Genomic DNA, 16072 nt, shown 5'->3' with positions numbered 1-16072 from the left:
CGGCACTGGATTTCGCCGAACCTGACCTTTGCCATATCCCGCACGAATACACCCCTCGGAGCCGTCGCCGTGTCGACCCACCCCGTAGCCCCCGAGACCGGCCCCCTGCCCGGCGTGTCGCCGGCAACCGCCGAGCTGGCCCGCGTCGCCGCCCAGCGGGCCGCCGAGCGGCTCGCCCCGCCCGCGCCGGTCCGCCTCGCCGACGTCGTGCCGGCCCCCGAACGGGCGCACCCCGACCCGGCGGGCGACTACACCCTGCCGCCGGACGCGGCAGTGCGGGTCAGCGCCGCCGGCCGGGACGTGGCCGAACAGCTCGCCGGCTGGCTGCGCCCGCCCACCGGCTTCCCCCTCCCGGTGACCGACCAGGCCGATCCCGGGCCGGACGCCCCGCTGACGCTCACCGTCTCGGCGGCCACCGCGCCCGCGGGCTCACCGGCCCCGGCCCCGCCGGCCGACGGCCCGGCCGGCGACGGCCCGGCCGGCGACGGCCCGGCCGGCGACGGCCCGGCCGGCGACGGCCCGGCCGGCGACGCGGCGCTCGGGGACGAGGGCTACCGCCTCGACGTCACCGCCGCCGGCGTCCGGATCACGGCCGACACGCCGGCCGGGCTGTTCCACGGGGCGCAGACGCTGCGGCAGCTCCTGCCCGCGGCGGTCGAGAGCGCCACCCCGGTCGCCGAACGTTGGACGGTGCCCGGCGGCACGATCGTCGACCGGCCGCGCTTCCCCTACCGGGGCGCCATGCTCGACGTCGCCCGGCACTTCTTCGGCGTCCCGGACGTGCTGCGGGTGGTCGACCACCTGGCCCGGTACAAGCTCAACCACCTGCACCTGCACCTCACCGACGACCAGGGGTGGCGGATCGCCGTCGACTCCTGGCCCCGACTCGCCGAGGTCGGCGGCGCCACCGAGGTCGGCGGCGGCCCCGGCGGCTGGTACACCCGGGACGACTACCGGCGCATCGTCGCGTACGCCGCCCGCCGGCACGTGACGGTGGTGCCCGAGATCGACCTGCCGGGGCACACCAACGCGGCGCTGGTCGCGTACCCCGAGCTGGCGCCGGGCAGGATCGCGCCACCGCCGTACACCGGCACCGACGTCGGGTTCAGCTACGTCGACCCCGCCGACGAGCGGACGTACGCCTTCGTCGCCGACGTGTTCGGCGAGGTGGCCGCGCTGACCCCCGGCCCGTGGCTGCACCTCGGCGGCGACGAGGCGTTCAAGGTGCCGGCGGAGCACTACCGCGCCTTCGTCGAGCGGGCCCAGGCCCTGGTCGCCGCCACCGGGAAGACGGTCGTCGGCTGGCACCAGCTCGCCCCGGCCGGACACGTCGAGGGGCGCGTCCTCCAGTGGTGGGGCACCAACGGCGACGACCCCGAGACGGCCGACGCGGTACGCCGTGGCGCCCGGCTGATCCTCTCCCCCGGCAACCACGCCTACCTGGACATGAAGTACGCCCCGGACACCCCCATCGGCCACGACTGGGCGGGCCTGGTCGACGTGCGGCGCGCGTACGACTGGGACCCGGCCAGCCACCTCCACGGCGTACCGGCCGAGGCGGTGCTGGGCGTGGAGGCGCCGCTGTGGACCGAGTCGGTCACCACCCGCGCCGAGGTCGAGTTCATGCTCTTCCCCCGGCTGCCCGCCGTCGCCGAGCTGGGCTGGTCCCCCCGCTCGACGCACGACTGGGCCGGGTTCCGGGCCCGGCTCGCCGGCCACGGGCCGCGCTGGGCCACCGCCGGCATCACCTTCCACCCCTCCCCGGAGATCCCCTGGCCGCACTCCGCGACCACCGGAATCCCCCGCCAGCCCGCCCCCGACCCAACCGACGCCGTGGCCTGATCCGCCCGAAACCCGACATCCCCGCCGAGTTCGGTCCACCGGGCGGTCGGCGACCCGGGCCCGAGGGGCTCGGGCGGGCCACGGGTGGCTCGTCGACGGCCTACGAACCTGATGGCGTAAACGACTCACCCCGGGTCTGATCCATCCACGCCATCAAGTTCGTAGGCACGTGTCCGCGTACCCGGGCCGGACGCCGTCACGTTCCGGCGTCCGAGCGTGACATGTCGGGTTCCGGATGGTGGTCGGCGCCACCGCCACGGCGGAATCGACACCGGGGCGGGGGCGTTGTACCTGGCTGACCGCGCCGCATCCGCCCGCCGACCCCGCCGCGAACGGCGGGGAATGACCTCGGGCCGCCGGTCGTTACATCCCCGAGCCGCCGGAGCAGGCCCCTGGCCGCCCGTCGCTGGCTACCACACTTCCGCGGCATCCCCCGATCGCCGCGCACCCCCGACAGAGAGGCAACTGATCATGGCTACCACTCTGCTGCGCAAGACCGTGCTGACCGCTGCCGGCATCGTCGCCACCGCCGGTGGCATCGCCGGCCCCGCCATCGCCGCCCAGGCCGCCCCCGCCGAGCGCGCCGCCCAGGTCACGACCGACCGTCGGGGCCACGGCGAGCGGGAGCTGGACGTGCGCTACGAGGCCCAGCCCAACTTCTACTTCTGCGGCCCGGCCGCGGCCCGCAACGCGCTCAGCGTGCAGGGCAAGAACATCGACGTGGACGCCATGGCCAAGGAGATGGGCACCACCGAGGCCGGCACCAACAGCATCAACGACATCACCCCGATCCTGAACAAGGAGACCGGCAAGGACGTCTACAAGTCCACCGAGATCCCGGTCGACAAGGCCGGTGACAAGGTCGACAAGCTGCGCGGCGACATCGTGCGCGCGGTGGACGACGGCCGGGCCGTGGTGGCCAACATCGCCGGCACCGCGACCGACACCGACGGCAACGTCCACTCCTTCGAGGGTGGCCACTACATCAGCGTGGTGGGCTACCGCGACGGCGGGAAGGTCGTGACGATCGCCGACTCGGCGAACCCGGACCAGGCCTCCTACCGGATGGACGTGGACGCCCTGGCGCACTGGATCGCCAGCCGCGGCTACAGCTCCTGACCAAGTGACGAAGGGCCCGACCCCACCGGGGTCGGGCCCTTCGGCGTACCGGGATCAGCCGCCGGAGTCGTCCAGCTCGGCGCCGTCCGGCGGGGTGTCGTCGTCACGGCTGGCCAGCCAGCCGTCAGGCAGGAAGACCTTGCCCGGGGAGTTGGTCCGGCCGCGCGGCTGGCCGAGCGTCTCGACCGGGAAGGGCAGCTCCGGGTCGAGCTTGCCGAGCAGGTCGTCGAGCTGGGCCAGGCTCTCGATCATGGCGAGCGAGCGGCGCAGCTCCCCGCCGATCGGAAAGCCCTTCAGATACCAGGCCACGTGCTTGCGGAAGTCGGTGCAGCCGTCCCGCTCACCCCGGGCCGGGTTGCGGGCCCCGGCGACGAACTGCTCCACCAGCAGCTCGGCGTGCCGCCGCATGGTCACCGCCACCTCGCCCAGCGTGGGCAACCGCCGGTCGGTACGGCCGTCGAACGCGGCCTCCAGGTCGGCGAAGAGCCACGGCCGGCCCAGGCAACCGCGCCCCACCACCACGCCGTCCACGCCGGTGTGGGCGACCATCCGCAGCGCGTCCTCGCCCTCCCAGATGTCGCCGTTGCCGAGCACCGGCACGTCCAGCGCCGCCTTGAGCGTGGCGATCGCGTCCCAGTCGGCGGTGCCCGAGTAGCGCTGCGCCGCCGTACGCCCGTGCAGGGCGACCGCTGCCACGCCGGCGTCCTGGGCGGCCAGCCCGGCCTCGACGTACGTCAGGTGGTCGTCGTCGATGCCCTTGCGCATCTTGACCGTGACCGGCACCCCGGCGGGTGACGCGGCGTCCACCGCGGCCCGGACCAGCCGGGCGAAGAGCCGGCGTCGCCACGGCAGGGCCGAGCCGCCGCCCCGGCGGGTGACCTTCGGGACCGGGCAGCCGAAGTTCAGGTCGATGTGGTCGGCGAGGTCCCGCTCAACCACGATCCGCACGGCGGCGGCGGTGATCTCCGGGTCGGTGCCGTAGAGCTGGAGGCTGCGGGGGTGCTCGTCGGCGCCGAACGCGATCATGCGCAGCGTCTTCGGGTTCCGCTCGACCAGCGCCCGGGTGGTGATCATCTCGCAGACGTAGATGCCGCCGCCCTGCTCGCGGCAGAGCCACCGGAAGCCGACGTTGGTGATCCCGGCCATCGGCGCGAGCACCACCGGCGGCCACACCTCATGCGGCCCAAGGGTCAGCGGGCGCAGCGCGGGCAGGGTCGGGGCGGTCACCGGACAAGTGTACGGGGCCCCGACCGATCGGTCGGGGCCCCGCCTTACCTCCTCAGCAGCCGGGGAGGCGCTCGATCAGGTAGCGCTCCACCTGGTCCAGCGCGACGCGCTCCTGGGCCATGGTGTCCCGGTTCCGGACGGTCACCGCGTTGTCGTCGAGCGTGTCGAAGTCGACGGTGACGCAGAACGGCGTGCCGATCTCGTCCTGACGGCGGTAGCGGCGGCCGATCGCCTGCGAGTCGTCGAACTCGACCACCCAGCGCTTACGCAGGTCGGCGGCGAGCTGCTTGGCCTTCGGTGAGAGCGCCTCGTTGCGGGACAGCGGCAGCACCGCCACCTTGACCGGGGCCAGCCGCGGGTCGAAACGCATCACGGTGCGCTTGTCCACGCCGCCCTTGGTGTTCGGGGCCTCGTCCTCGTCGTACGCCTCGAGCAGGAACGCCAGCACCGCGCGGGTGAGGCCGGCGGCCGGCTCGATCACGTACGGCATCCAGCGTTCCTGCTTCGTCTGGTCGAAGTACGACAGGTCGACGCCGGAGTGCTTGCTGTGCGTGGAGAGGTCGAAGTCGGTGCGGTTGGCGATGCCCTCCAGCTCGGCGAACTCGGTGCCGCCGAACCGGAACTTGTACTCGATGTCGACGGTGCGCTTCGAGTAGTGGGAGAGCTTGTCCTTGGGGTGCTCGTAGAAGCGCAGGTTCTCCTCGGACAGGCCGAGGTCGAGGTACCAGTTCCAGCGCTCGGAGAGCCAGTATTCGTGCCACTGCTCGTCGGTGCCCGGCTCGACGAAGAACTCCATCTCCATCTGCTCGAACTCACGGGTCCGGAAGATGAAGTTGCCCGGGGTGATCTCGTTGCGGAACGACTTGCCGGTCTGCGCGATGCCGAACGGCGGCTTCTTGCGGGCGACCGTCTCGACGTTCTTGTAGTTGACGAAGATGCCCTGGGCGGTCTCCGGGCGCAGGTAGTGCAGGCCCTCGTCGCTCTCCACCGGGCCCAGGTAGGTCTTCATCAGGCCGTTGAACATCTTCGGCTCGGTGAAGGTGCCCTTGTTGCCGCAGTTGGGGCAGTTCAGCTCCGTCAGCGAGGTCAGCGGCTTGCCGTGCTTGGCCTCGTACGCCTCTTCCAGGTGGTCGGCGCGGAACCGCTTGTGGCAGGACTGGCACTCGGTCAGCGGGTCGACGAACTCGGCGATGTGGCCGCTGGCCTCCCAGACCTTGCGGGCCAGGATGACCGCCGAGTCGAGGCCGACCACGTCGTCGCGCTGCTGGACCATGCTCCGCCACCACTGCCGGCGGACGTTCTCCTTCAGCTCGACGCCGAGCGGACCGTAGTCCCACGCCGACCGGGTGCCCCCGTAGATCTCACTGGAGGGGAAGACGAAGCCCCGGCGCTTGGCGAGGCTGACGACGGCGTCGATACGGTCGGCTGGCATGTTTCCTCCTACGCCGGCTGGCGGTCGGCGCGGTCTAGATGGATGGAACCGGGCTGTTCGGGACCACGGTACGACCGCCTCGGCCCCGAGCCCAGCAGAATACCGGGGGCCGGTCAGCTCACCCCGCAGACCTCCATGCCGCCGGTCTGCCGGTCGGGCGCCAGCGTGACGGTCTGCGCCTCCCGCCGCCCACCGGCCAGCGTGACGTCCACCGGCACGGTCAGCGTGGTGGTGTCGACCTTGCCCACCCGGTAGCCGGAGATCTGCGGCTCGGTGGCGGCCCGCCGCTCGAACTCCGGCCGGGACTCGCGTCGCCGGGCGTCGTCGCAGAGCCTGTCGTACGCCTTGGACCACTCGCGGGCGACCAGCGCCTGGTAGTAGTCGTCGGTGACCGCCCGGCCCTGCTCCCCGACCGCCTGCACGTTGCTCACCGCCAGCCCGACCACGGCCGCGCCGCCCCCGCCGCAGCAGAGCACCACGGCCAGCGCGCCGACGCCGAGGCCGAGCCAGAGCCGGGCCCGTCCGCCCTCGGTGGGCGGGGCGGCGAACGGCGGCGCGACGCCGGGACCGGAGGGCGGCGCGGGTACGCCGGGGTCCGCCGGGACGGCCGGCGGCGTGCCGGGCGGCACGGGTGGCGGGGGTGGCGCGGCCGGTCCGGGAGCGGTCATACGCGCCAGGGTAGTGCCCCGGGACTCAGCGGTACGGGCCTGCGGCACGATCGCTGGCGACGACGACGATCTCGCCCTGCGGGGCGGCGTTGGCGAGCGTCTCGTACGCCGACGGCTCGTCCACCGACCGGGCGAGCAGCGGCACGGCGGTGACCTTGACGTCGAACCCGCCCAGCGCCCGCCGGTACGCCCCGACCGACTCCCATTCGGTGAGCAGGCACCAGTGGGCCGGGTCGTCGAGCGCCCGGAGCAGCTCGCCGCGCAGGTAGCCGGGGCGGGCGGCGAGCGCGGCCAGCGCGGCGTGCGCCTCCCGGGTGAACTCGTCAGCCGTTTCGGCGTCCACCACGAACCGGTTGGTGACCAGCACGGCGTTCCTCCTCGTAGAGTTTGTGGCATGCAGCGTACGCAGAGTCCCGTGCTGTCCCGGTTGGCCCGGCTCAACCCGACGACGGTGTTCCTCGCCGCGCTGGTGCTGGTGCTGGTCGGCCTGTTCGCGCCCGGCCCGGCCGGCGGCGTCCTGCTGTTGGTGCTGGCGGCCGGGCTGGTCGGGTTGATGACGGTCACCTGGCCGGTGCAGGCACCGGCGACCCGGGTGCTGCGGCTGCTGATGCTCACCCTGCTGATCGCGGTGGCGCTGGCCAAGCTGACGGTCGGTTGAGCCGGCGCCGGGCCGGGCCGACCCACGCTGACATGCAAGCATGCGTTTTTGACAATAGTTTTCGTTATCGCGGACAGTTGCTCCCATGACCGTTCGTGCCACCCCCCGCGCCCTGGCCGCCGCCACCGCCGCCCTGCTCGCCGTGGGCGGGCTCAGCGCCTGCTCGGACAGCGACGGCGGTGGCAAGGACCCCGATCGGGTCGACGTGGTGGCCGCGTTCTACCCGCTCCAGTTCCTGGCCGAACGGATCGGCGGCGACCGGGTGGCGGTCGGCAACCTGACCAAGCCCGGCGCGGAGCCGCACGACCTGGAGCTGAACCCCCGCCAGGTCGGCCAGGTGGTCGACGCCGAGCTGATCGTCTACCTGACCGGTTTCCAGCCGGCCGTGGACGAGGCGGTCGAGCAGAACGGCGGGGACCGCGCGTTCGACGTGGCCGGCGTCACCCCGCTGCTCGACGCCGCCGCCGGCGGCCACGACCACGAGGGCGAGGCCGGCCACGAGGAGAAGGACAGCGGCAAGGACCCGCACCTCTGGCTCGACCCGACCCGGCTGGCCACCGTCGGCGACAAGCTCGCCGAGCGCCTCGGCACGGTCGACCCGGACCACGCCGCCGACTACACCGCCCGGGCCGGCGCGCTGCGCGCCGAGCTTGCCACGCTCGACACCGAGTACGCCGAGGGCCTGCGCACCTGCCAGCGCCGGGAGATCGTGACCAGCCACACCGCCTTCGGCTACCTGGCCGAGCACTACCGGCTGGAGCAGATCGGGCTCACCGGCCTCACCCCGGAGTCCGAGCCCTCCCCGCAGCGGCTCGCCGAGGTCACGAACGAGGCCCGCGAGCACCGGGCCACCACGATCTTCTTCGAGACGCTGGTCAGCCCGAAGGTCGCCGAGACGATCGCCCGGACGGTCGGGGCACGGACCGCGGTCCTGGACCCGATCGAGGGCCCACCGGCCGAGGGCGACTACCTCTCCGCGATGCGTACCAACCTCCAGACCCTGCGAACCGCCCTGGACTGCTCATGACCCCACCCGTGATCGACATCGTGCACGCGACCGTCGGCTACGACGGCCGGCCGGTGCTGCGCGACGTCTCGCTGACGCTGACCGCCGGTGAGGTGGTCGCCGTGCTCGGCGCCAACGGCTCCGGCAAGTCGACGCTGGTCCGCGCCGCGCTCGGCCTGGTGCCGCTCGGCGCCGGATCGGTCACCCTGTTCGGCACGCCGCAGCGCCGCTTCCGGCAGTGGCACCGCATCGGGTACGTCCCGCAGCGGCTCGGCGCCGGCGGCGGGGTGCCCGCCACGGTGGCCGAGGTGGTGGCGTCCGGGCGGCTGGCCCGCCGGGGCGTGCTCCGCCCGGCGGGGCGGGCGGACCGGGAGGCGGTGGCGGAGGCGCTGCGCGCGGTCGGGCTCGCCGACCGGGCCGGCGACCCGGTGGCCACGCTCTCCGGCGGCCAGCAGCAACGCGTCCTGATCGCCCGCGCGCTCGCCGGTGGCCCGGAGCTGCTGGTGCTCGACGAGCCGACCGCCGGGGTGGACGCAGCCAGCCAGGAGGCGTTCGCCGGGGCGCTGCACGCGTTCCGCGACGGCGGCGGCACGGTGCTGCTGGTCGCCCACGAGCTGGGGCCGCTGCGCCCGCTGATCAGCCGGGCCGTGGTGGTGCACCAGGGCGGGATCGCCCACGACGGCGCGGTGCCCGAGCCGGCCGGCCACCACGCCGACCCGGACCACGAGCACGTGCACCCGCACTGCGACGAGGAGCCCGCCGGGCTCTGGACAGGCATCTGAGATGGATCTCTTCCAGTACGACTTCATGCTCCGCGCCCTGGTCGGCGCGCTGGTCATCGGCTTGGCCGCGCCGGCGCTCGGCATCTACCTGGTGCAGCGCCGGCTGGCGCTGATCGGCGACGGCATCGGGCACGTGGCGCTCACCGGCGTCGGCGCCGGGCTGCTGCTCAACCGCTCCCCGGTGCTGGTGGCGGTGCTCGCCGCCACGCTCGGCGCGGTCGTCATCGAGCTGGTCCGCGCGTACGGGCGCACCTCCGGCGACCTCGCGCTGGCGCTGCTGTTCTACGGCGGCATCGCCGGCGGCGTGATGCTGGTCGGGCTCTCCGACGCGAGCAGCGGGTCGCTCAACGCGTACCTGTTCGGGTCCCTGACCACCACGTCGCCGGCGGACGTGGTCACCATCGGCGTGCTCGGCGCGGTGCTGCTGGTGACCATGCTGCTGCTGCGCCCGGCGCTGTTCGCGGTCTGCCACGACGAGGAGTACGCACGCGTCTCCGGCCTGCCGGTGCGGGCGCTGAACCTGCTCATCGCGGTGGGCACCGCGGTGACCGTGACCATCGCCATGCGGGCGGTCGGGGTGCTGCTGATCAGCGCGTTGATGGTGGTGCCGGTGGCCACCGCCCAGCAGGTGACCCGCGGTTTCCGGTCCACCATGACGGCGGCCATGGCGTTGGGCCTGTTCGCCGCCGGGACCGGGGTGTGGGTGGCCGCCACCGCCGACACCGCGCCCGGCGCCTCGGTGGTGCTGGTGGCGATCGGCTCGTTCCTGGTGGTGGCGCTGCTGGCGGCCGGCGTGCGGAAGCTGCGCCGCGGCCGGCCGGCGTCGGCCACGTCCGCGGTCGAGCCGGCCGAGCACGAGGTGCTGCTCGGATGAGAGCGCCCCAACCGGCAGTGGTTATCGTTACGGGGTGACGAGCACCAACGGGTACGACGCCTTCGAGGGCGCGGGCGAGCTGCTGCGCGCCCTCTCGGCCCCGATCCGGCTCGCCATCGTCAGCGAGCTGGCCGAGGGTGAGCGCTGCGTGCACGAGCTGGTCGAGACGCTCGGCGCCCCGCAGCCGCTGGTCTCCCAGCACCTGCGGGTGCTGCGCGGCGCCGGGGTGGTGCGCGGCTCGCGACGCGGCCGGGAGATCGCGTACGCGCTTGTCGACGAGCACGTCGCGCACATCGTGGCGGACGCGGTCAGCCACGCCGGGGAGGGACCGGCATGACCACCGGCACCCCGCGTACCACCCGGCAACGCAGCGCGGTGAGCGCGCTGCTGGACGAGGTCGAGGGCTTCCACAGCGCCCAGGACCTGCACGCCATGCTGCGCCGACGGGGCGACCGGATCGGGCTGACCACTGTCTACCGGACGTTGCAGGTGCTCGCCGACGCCGGCGAGATCGACGTGATGCGCCCGCCCGGCGGCGAGCACCTCTACCGACGGTGCAGCGACGACGGGCATCACCACCACCTGGTCTGCCGGGGCTGCGGTCGTACCGTCGAGGTGGCCGGGCCGGCGGTGGAGAAGTGGGCGGACCGCATCTCCGCCGAGCACGGCTTCACCGAGGTCAGCCACACCCTGGAGATCTTCGGCACCTGCCCGGCCTGCGCCGGCCGGTAAATCCGACCGGTGCCGCCGGGGCCGCGCCGTGGCAGGCTGTCCGGCGTGAAGATCTACGCCGACCGTTTTCCGACCGCCCTCCGTCAGCTCCTGACCGACCTGCTCGTGGTCGTCTGGGTGTACGCGGCGATCCGCTTCGCGCTCTGGCTGCACGACCTGGTCGAGAAGCTCGCCGTACCCGGGCAGAAGCTGGAGGGCGCCGGCGGCGGCCTCGCCGACAACCTGGCCGACGCCGGCGGCAAGGTGGGCCGCGTGCCGCTGGTCGGCGACGAGTTGACCGCCCCCTTCACCCGGGCCGCCGATGCCGCGCGCGCGATGGCCGAGGCCGGCCGGGACCAGCAGGAGCTGGTCGGTCAGTTGGCGCTCGCGTTGACCGTCGCGGTGCTGGTGTTCCCGCTCGGCCTGGTGCTCTTCGGTTGGCTGCCGCTGCGGGTGCGCTGGATGCGCCGGGCCGGCGCGGCGAAGGCGATGGCCACCGCGCCGGCCGGCCGGGACCTGCTGGCGTTGCGCGCGCTCGCCGGTCAGCCGCTGTCGAAGCTCCAGCGGATCGCACCGGACGTGGCCGAGGCCTGGCGGCGCGGCGACGACGCCACCGTCGACGCGCTCGCCGCGCTGGAGCTGCGCGGACTGGGGTTGCGCACCGGCCGGTAGGGTGTTCCGGTGCTGTACTTCCTGATCGTCGTGGCCGTGCTGCTGCTGGCCTACGCGGGCGTGCTGGTGAGTTTCGTCCGCAAGGGCCGCAAGATTCCGCCCGCGGCCTACCTGGTGCTGGCCGCCCTCAACGGCCTGATCCTCGCCGCGGTGATCGCCTGGGCCATCGCCCGCTGACGTCTTGCCCCCTCCCGCAGCCGCGGCTCCGGGCTCCGGGCTCCGGGCTCCGGGCTCCGGGCTCCGGGCTCCGGGCTCCGGGCTCCGGGCTCCGGGCTCCGGGCTCCGGGCTCCGGGCTCCGGGCTCCGGGCTCCGGGCTCCGGGCTCCGGGCTCCGGGCTCCGGGCTCCGGGCTCCGGGCTCCGGGCTCCGGGAAGAGTTAATCCCTTTCCCCGGTATACCTGTGAGTCATATTTATGACTCACAGGTATACCGCGTCAATGTGATGCCTTCTCCTACGGCCACCCGGCCGCCTACGGCCACCCGGCGGGAACGACGGATGCCGGGCCCGGCCAGGGACGACCGGCCGTAGGCATCAGCCGGCAACCGGACCGCCGCCGCCGCCGACAAGCTCGAACGGGCACCAGGCAAAGCCCGAGATGCTCCGCCGGCCCGACCCGGCACGGGCCGAACCAAATACGGGACAGGCACGGCCCGCCCGAGCCGGGCACGAGCCGGGCACGAGCCGGGCACGAGCCGGGCACGAGCCGGGCACGAGCCGGGCACGAGCCCGGGAACGGCGGCTCAGCCGGCCGGCGGGATGCGGCGGCGGACGTCCTCGGCGGTGGACGGGCCGGGCTCCCACCGGGCCACCCACGGCAGGTCGGCCGGTGGGGTGACCACGCCGGCCTCCACGGAGGCGTACCGGCCGGCGACGATCCGCTTCGCGGCGGCCACGTCGACCGAGTCGGTGTTCGACCAGAGGCCGGTGAACAGCTCGTCGACGCGCAGCCGCGCCTGGCGGCAGAACAGGTCGGCCAGCTCGACGTTCTCCGGGTGTTCGAGCCGCTCGGCGTAGGCCCGGACGCAGACCGCGGACATCGCGAACAGCTCCGCGCCGATGTCCACCACCCGGCCGAGGAACGCCTGCTTGCGCTCCATCCGGCCCTGCCACCGTGACATCGCGTAGAACGTCGACCGGGCCAGCTTGCGGGAGGCCCGCTCGACGTGTCGCAGGTGCCCGGCCAGCGGCCCGAACTCCTGGTACGCCCCGGGTGCCTGCCCCTTGCCGACGGCCAGCGTGGGCAGCCACTTCGCGTAGAAGGCACCGGCCCGCGCGCCGGCGGCGGCCTTGCGGCCCAGCCCGGCGTCCGGGTCGATGATGTCGCCGGCCACCGAGAGGTGCGCGTCGACCGCCTCGCGGGCGATCAGCAGGTGCATGATCTCGGTGGACCCCTCGAAGATCCGGTTGATCCGCAGATCCCGCAGGAGTTGCTCGACCGCGGCCGGCCGTTCGCCCCGGGCACCGAGCGAATCGGCGGTCTCGTAGCCGCGCCCGCCCCGGATCTGGATCAGCTCGTCGGCGATCCGCCAGGCCATCTCGCTGGCGTACAGCTTGACCAACGCCGCCTCGATCCGGATGTCGTTGCGGTCGTCGTCGGCGAGCAGGCAGGACAGGTCCAGCATGGACTCCATGCCGTACGTGGTGGCGGCGATGAACGACAGCTTCTTCGCCACCGCCTCGTGCTCGCCGACCGGCCGGCCCCACTGGACCCGGTCGGCGGCCCATTCCCGGGCCACGTTCAACGCCCACTTGCCAGCGCCCACGCACATCGCCGGCAGTGAGAGGCGGCCGGTGTTCAGCGTGGTCAGCGCGATCTTCAGGCCCTTGCCCTCGCCACCGATCACGTTCTCCTTCGGCACCACCACGTCGTGGAACCGGGTGAGGCTGTTCTCCAGGCCGCGCAGCCCGACGAAGGAGTTGCGGCGCTCCACCGTGATGCCCTCGCTGTCGCCCTCCACCACGAAGGCGGTGATCCCGCCACGCCGTCCCTCGGTGGCCGGCACCCGGGCCATCACCACCAGCAGGGTGGCGACCGTGCCGTTGGTGGCCCAGAGCTTCACCCCGTTGAGCCGGTAGCCGGTGCCGTCTTCGGTCGGCTCGGCGGTGGTGGCCAGCCGGGCCGGGTCGGAGCCGACGTCCGGCTCGGTGAGCAGGAACGCGGAGACCTCACCGGCGGCCAGCCGGGGCAGGAATCGGTCCTTCTGCTCGGGCGTGCCGAACATCTTCAGCGGCTGCGGCACGCCGATCGACTGGTGCGCGGAGAGCAACGCGCCGATCGCCGGGCTCACCGAGCCGGCGAGCATCAACGCGCGGCAGTAGTGCAGGTTGCTGAGCCCGAGCCCGCCGTACCTCCGGTCGATCTTCATGCCGAACGCGCCGAGCCGGGCCAACCCGTGGAACACGTCGTCGGGGATCCGCGCGTCGCGCTCGATCGCCGCACCGTCCACCTCGGCGCCCAGGTACGCCCCGAACTCGCCGAGGAACTCCTCCGCGCGGGCCACGTCGGCCGGGTCGGACCGGGGCCACGGGTCGATCAGGTCGAGCCGGAACCGGCCGAGGAAGAGTTCCTTGCCGAAACTGGGCCGGTCCCAGGCCGCCTCGCGGGCCGCCTCGGCGACCTGGCGGGCCTCCTTCTCGGAGACCTGGCCCGCCTCCTTCGGCAACGGCCCCACGCCGTCGGCGGACTCGGGCCGGTTGTTCTGTGTCGTGGTCACGGCTGCCTCCTGGATGGTCGGTCCGGCTGCGGTCGACGCGCTCGACGAAAACGACGCTACCCCCGGTTGTTACCCAGGGGTAGCGTCGCGTGCACGCCCGATTTGGCGAACCGTCAGTCGCCGGTCAGCGCCTGTGGATCGTCGTCATCGTCGTCGATGTCGTCCTCACCCCAGTTGCGCCGCACGAACGGCAGCGCTGCCCAGAACGTCAGGAACCAGATGCCGGTGAGCGCGCTGAGCAGGAACGCGATCGGCCGGTCCAGCACGAAGTCGCTGACCAGCAGGACCGAGCTGACCATCGCGATCAGCATGAAGAACAGGCCGCCGGTGGCCATTCGGTGGGCGAAGCGGACCAGCTCCGGCTTGCGGCCCTGGCGGAACAGCGCCCGGTGGAACGCGACCGGCGAGATGATCATCGCAGCGGACGCGGCGGCGGTCAGCAGCGCCAGGATGTAGACGTCACGCTGGAACTCGGTGGTCCGGGTGAACCCGTTGCTGAACGGCAGCGTCAGCAAGAACGCGAAGAGGATCTGCACGCCGGTCTGCGCGACGCGTAGCTCCTGCAACAGATCGGCGAAGTTGCGTTGCCAACGCTGCTTCTCGGATTCCTTGGACACTCGTGAACCTCCGGTGAAGACGGCACGGCCGGCGGGTGAACACCCACCGGCAGCAGCGCCTGTGCCCGATTCGGATGATCACGAAACCGGTTCACGAGCCGCGGCGGATCCGCCCTGCGTACCGTGCTTCCAGCTCGGCGTTGTGCTCGTCGCCGCCGGTGATGTTGGCCGACAGGTAGACCGGCGGACGCTCCCCCGCGGCCACCAGCCGCGCCACCACCTCGATGGTGATCTGCTGGGCCAGCAGCGCGGCGGTGATCGAGGAGACCGCGCCGACCGCGCCTCCGCCGGGCAGCGGCAGCGTGGCGTCGCCGTACGGGGCGCCGTTGTCCAACACCACGTCGGCGAAATCGGCCAGCTTGCGGCCGGACGGGTGCCGCGAGGTCATCCGCGCCGAGTGCTGCGCCGAGGTGATCGCCACCAGGCCGTGACCGCGCTGCTTCACGATCGACGCGAACTCGACCATCGCCCCGTTCACGCCCGAGTTGGAGGCGAGCACGAACACGTCCGGCGGCCGGATCGGGGCCAGCTCGTAGAGCCGGTGCGCCACCGCCGGCTCGCGTTCCAGCTTCGGGCCGAGCACGGCGGCCGGCTCGCCACCGATCAGGACCAGGTCGCGCAGCGCGATCCGGTTGGTGGGCACCAGCCCGCCGGCGCGGCCGGCGATCTCCATGGCGAGCGCCTCGGAGTGCCCGGTGCCGAACGCGTGCACCACCCCGTCGGCACGCAGCGCCGCCGCGATCAGGTCGGCCGCCTCGGCCACGTTTTCCCGCTGCGCGGCGGCCACCCGCTGCATCGTCGACGTCACCGTCGCCAGGAACGCCTCGGCGCTCACCGTCATGCTTCCTCCATTCCTCGGACCCGGGCCAGGACGGCCTCGGCCAGCGGGCCCGGCGCCTCGTCGGGGATCCAGTGGCTGACGCCGGACAGGGTCACGAACCGGTAGTCGCCGGTGACGTGCCCCGCGCAGGCCTCGGCGGCGGTCCGGCCGATCGCGACGTCCCGGTCGCTCCAGACGTACGTGGTCGGCACCGCCACCGGGCCGACCGCCTTCATGTCCGACCCGCTCATCGCGCGGTACCAGTTGAGCGCCGCGGTGAGCGCCCCCGGCTCCCGCATCGGCCCGGCGTAGCGGGCGACCGTGTCCGCGTCCCCGACGCCGCGCAGCAGCCGGCGCAGCGCGGCGCCGTGCAGCGCCAGCAGGACCTTCTCCGCCTTGCCCGGCATCCGGAACAGCGCCATATAGGCGGACTTGGCCTTCTGCCGGGGGTCGGTGGCGAGCGCGTGGCCCATCGCGGCCGGGTGCGGCACCGACACCGCGGTCAGCGTCCGCACCCGCTCCGGGTGCGCCGCGGCCAGGCCCCAGGCCACGATCGCGCCCCAGTCGTGGCCGACCAGGTGCGCGCCGGTCACCCCGAGCGCGTCGAGCACGCCGGCCGCGTCGGCCACCAGCTCCGGGATGCGGTACGCCTCGACCGCCGCCGGCCGCGCGCCGGGCGAGTAGCCGCGCTGGTCGAGCGCGTACGTGCGCAGCCCGGCGGCGTGCAGCGCGGGCGTCACCGCGTCCCACTCGCCGGCGTGCTGCGGGAAACCGTGCAGCAGCAGGACGGGATCGCCGTCCCCGGGGCCGCCGGTGCGTACCTCGAACGTCAGACCTCGCGCCTCGACCTGCATGATCGCCAGCCTACCGACAGTCGCCCTGCTGGGCCCGGGACCGGCGGCGGTGCTAGCGTCTGCGACGAGACAACT

General features: G+C 73.4%; 18 protein-coding genes. 10 read left to right on the top strand and 8 right to left on the bottom strand.

The window, feature by feature from the left end; translation table 11 throughout:
* The first annotated feature begins 69 nt into the window (after positions 1–69).
* The gene (locus VKK44_RS04905; protein WP_458351606.1) at positions 70–1842 is read left to right on the top strand and encodes a family 20 glycosylhydrolase; all 1773 of its coding nucleotides are present in this window, start codon (positions 70–72) and stop codon (positions 1840–1842) included.
* 471 nt (positions 1843–2313) lie between these two features.
* A complete protein-coding gene (locus tag VKK44_RS04900; protein WP_343445629.1) occupies positions 2314–2961 on the top strand; it encodes a C39 family peptidase in 648 nt (215 codons plus the stop codon).
* Positions 2962–3015: 54 nt separating this feature from the next.
* Here VKK44_RS04900 and dusB read toward each other — a convergent pair whose 3' ends face one another.
* The 4 genes from dusB to VKK44_RS04880 all read right to left on the bottom strand — a co-directional run bounded on the left by dusB (position 3016) and on the right by VKK44_RS04880 (position 6655).
* Positions 3016–4107 (bottom strand): tRNA dihydrouridine synthase DusB, encoded by a 1092-nt coding sequence (dusB, locus tag VKK44_RS04895; protein ID WP_343447670.1) that lies wholly within the window; start codon positions 4105–4107, stop codon positions 3016–3018.
* 133 nt (positions 4108–4240) lie between these two features.
* On the bottom strand, positions 4241–5620 hold the full coding sequence (locus VKK44_RS04890; RefSeq protein WP_343445628.1) for a glycine--tRNA ligase: 1380 nt from the start codon (positions 5618–5620) through the stop codon (positions 4241–4243).
* 113 nt (positions 5621–5733) lie between these two features.
* Positions 5734–6288: an Rv0361 family membrane protein gene (locus VKK44_RS04885; protein ID WP_343445627.1), complete on the bottom strand. Its 555-nt coding sequence runs from the start codon at positions 6286–6288 to the stop codon at positions 5734–5736.
* A gap of 25 nt (positions 6289–6313) precedes the next feature.
* Positions 6314–6655 (bottom strand): antibiotic biosynthesis monooxygenase family protein, encoded by a 342-nt coding sequence (locus VKK44_RS04880; protein ID WP_107155735.1) that lies wholly within the window; start codon positions 6653–6655, stop codon positions 6314–6316.
* A 27-nt stretch (positions 6656–6682) separates the two neighbouring features.
* On the opposite strand from VKK44_RS04880, the gene VKK44_RS04875 reads away from it, so the two are divergent.
* The 8 genes from VKK44_RS04875 to VKK44_RS04840 all read left to right on the top strand — a co-directional run bounded on the left by VKK44_RS04875 (position 6683) and on the right by VKK44_RS04840 (position 11168).
* Positions 6683–6946 carry a DUF6703 family protein gene (locus VKK44_RS04875; protein ID WP_343445626.1) on the top strand — a complete coding sequence of 88 codons (264 nt, stop codon included), beginning with the start codon at positions 6683–6685 and terminating at the stop codon, positions 6944–6946.
* Between the two features lie 85 nt (positions 6947–7031).
* On the top strand, positions 7032–7973 hold the full coding sequence (locus VKK44_RS04870) for a metal ABC transporter substrate-binding protein (RefSeq protein ID WP_343445625.1): 942 nt from the start codon (positions 7032–7034) through the stop codon (positions 7971–7973).
* Positions 7970–8734, top strand: a complete 765-nt coding sequence (locus VKK44_RS04865) for a metal ABC transporter ATP-binding protein (RefSeq protein WP_343445624.1) — start codon at positions 7970–7972, stop codon at positions 8732–8734. Before VKK44_RS04870 ends, VKK44_RS04865 begins: the two co-directional genes overlap by 4 nt.
* Position 8735: 1 nt before the next feature.
* Positions 8736–9608, top strand: coding sequence for a metal ABC transporter permease (locus tag VKK44_RS04860; protein ID WP_343445623.1), 873 nt, complete (start codon positions 8736–8738; stop codon positions 9606–9608).
* Positions 9609–9642: 34 nt separating this feature from the next.
* A complete protein-coding gene (locus VKK44_RS04855) occupies positions 9643–9945 on the top strand; it encodes an ArsR/SmtB family transcription factor (RefSeq protein ID WP_343445622.1) in 303 nt (100 codons plus the stop codon).
* Entirely contained in the window at positions 9942–10340 is a 399-nt protein-coding gene (locus tag VKK44_RS04850) for a Fur family transcriptional regulator (protein ID WP_281937165.1), read from the top strand. The genes VKK44_RS04855 and VKK44_RS04850 overlap by 4 nt, the downstream gene beginning before the upstream one ends.
* 45 nt (positions 10341–10385) lie before the next feature.
* Positions 10386–10991 carry a hypothetical protein gene (locus VKK44_RS04845; protein WP_343445621.1) on the top strand — a complete coding sequence of 202 codons (606 nt, stop codon included), beginning with the start codon at positions 10386–10388 and terminating at the stop codon, positions 10989–10991.
* A gap of 9 nt (positions 10992–11000) precedes the next feature.
* Positions 11001–11168 (top strand): hypothetical protein, encoded by a 168-nt coding sequence (locus VKK44_RS04840; protein ID WP_343445620.1) that lies wholly within the window; start codon positions 11001–11003, stop codon positions 11166–11168.
* 564 nt (positions 11169–11732) lie between these two features.
* Here VKK44_RS04840 and VKK44_RS04835 read toward each other — a convergent pair.
* The 4 genes from VKK44_RS04835 to VKK44_RS04820 form a co-directional block, all read right to left on the bottom strand.
* Positions 11733–13706, bottom strand: coding sequence for an acyl-CoA dehydrogenase family protein (locus VKK44_RS04835; protein WP_343445619.1), 1974 nt, complete (start codon positions 13704–13706; stop codon positions 11733–11735).
* A 113-nt stretch (positions 13707–13819) separates the two neighbouring features.
* Positions 13820–14323 (bottom strand): DUF6328 family protein, encoded by a 504-nt coding sequence (locus tag VKK44_RS04830; protein ID WP_343445618.1) that lies wholly within the window; start codon positions 14321–14323, stop codon positions 13820–13822.
* A 91-nt stretch (positions 14324–14414) separates the two neighbouring features.
* Positions 14415–15164: an SIS domain-containing protein gene (locus tag VKK44_RS04825; protein ID WP_343445617.1), complete on the bottom strand. Its 750-nt coding sequence runs from the start codon at positions 15162–15164 to the stop codon at positions 14415–14417.
* Positions 15161–15997 carry an alpha/beta fold hydrolase gene (locus tag VKK44_RS04820; RefSeq protein WP_343445616.1) on the bottom strand — a complete coding sequence of 279 codons (837 nt, stop codon included), beginning with the start codon at positions 15995–15997 and terminating at the stop codon, positions 15161–15163. The genes VKK44_RS04825 and VKK44_RS04820 overlap by 4 nt, the downstream gene beginning before the upstream one ends.
* Positions 15998–16072: the final 75 nt, after the last annotated feature.

It is taken from the genome of Micromonospora sp. DSM 45708 (assembly GCF_039566955.1).
Taxonomy (GTDB): domain Bacteria; phylum Actinomycetota; class Actinomycetes; order Mycobacteriales; family Micromonosporaceae; genus Micromonospora.
This window is presented reverse-complemented; position numbering and strand designations above follow the sequence as displayed.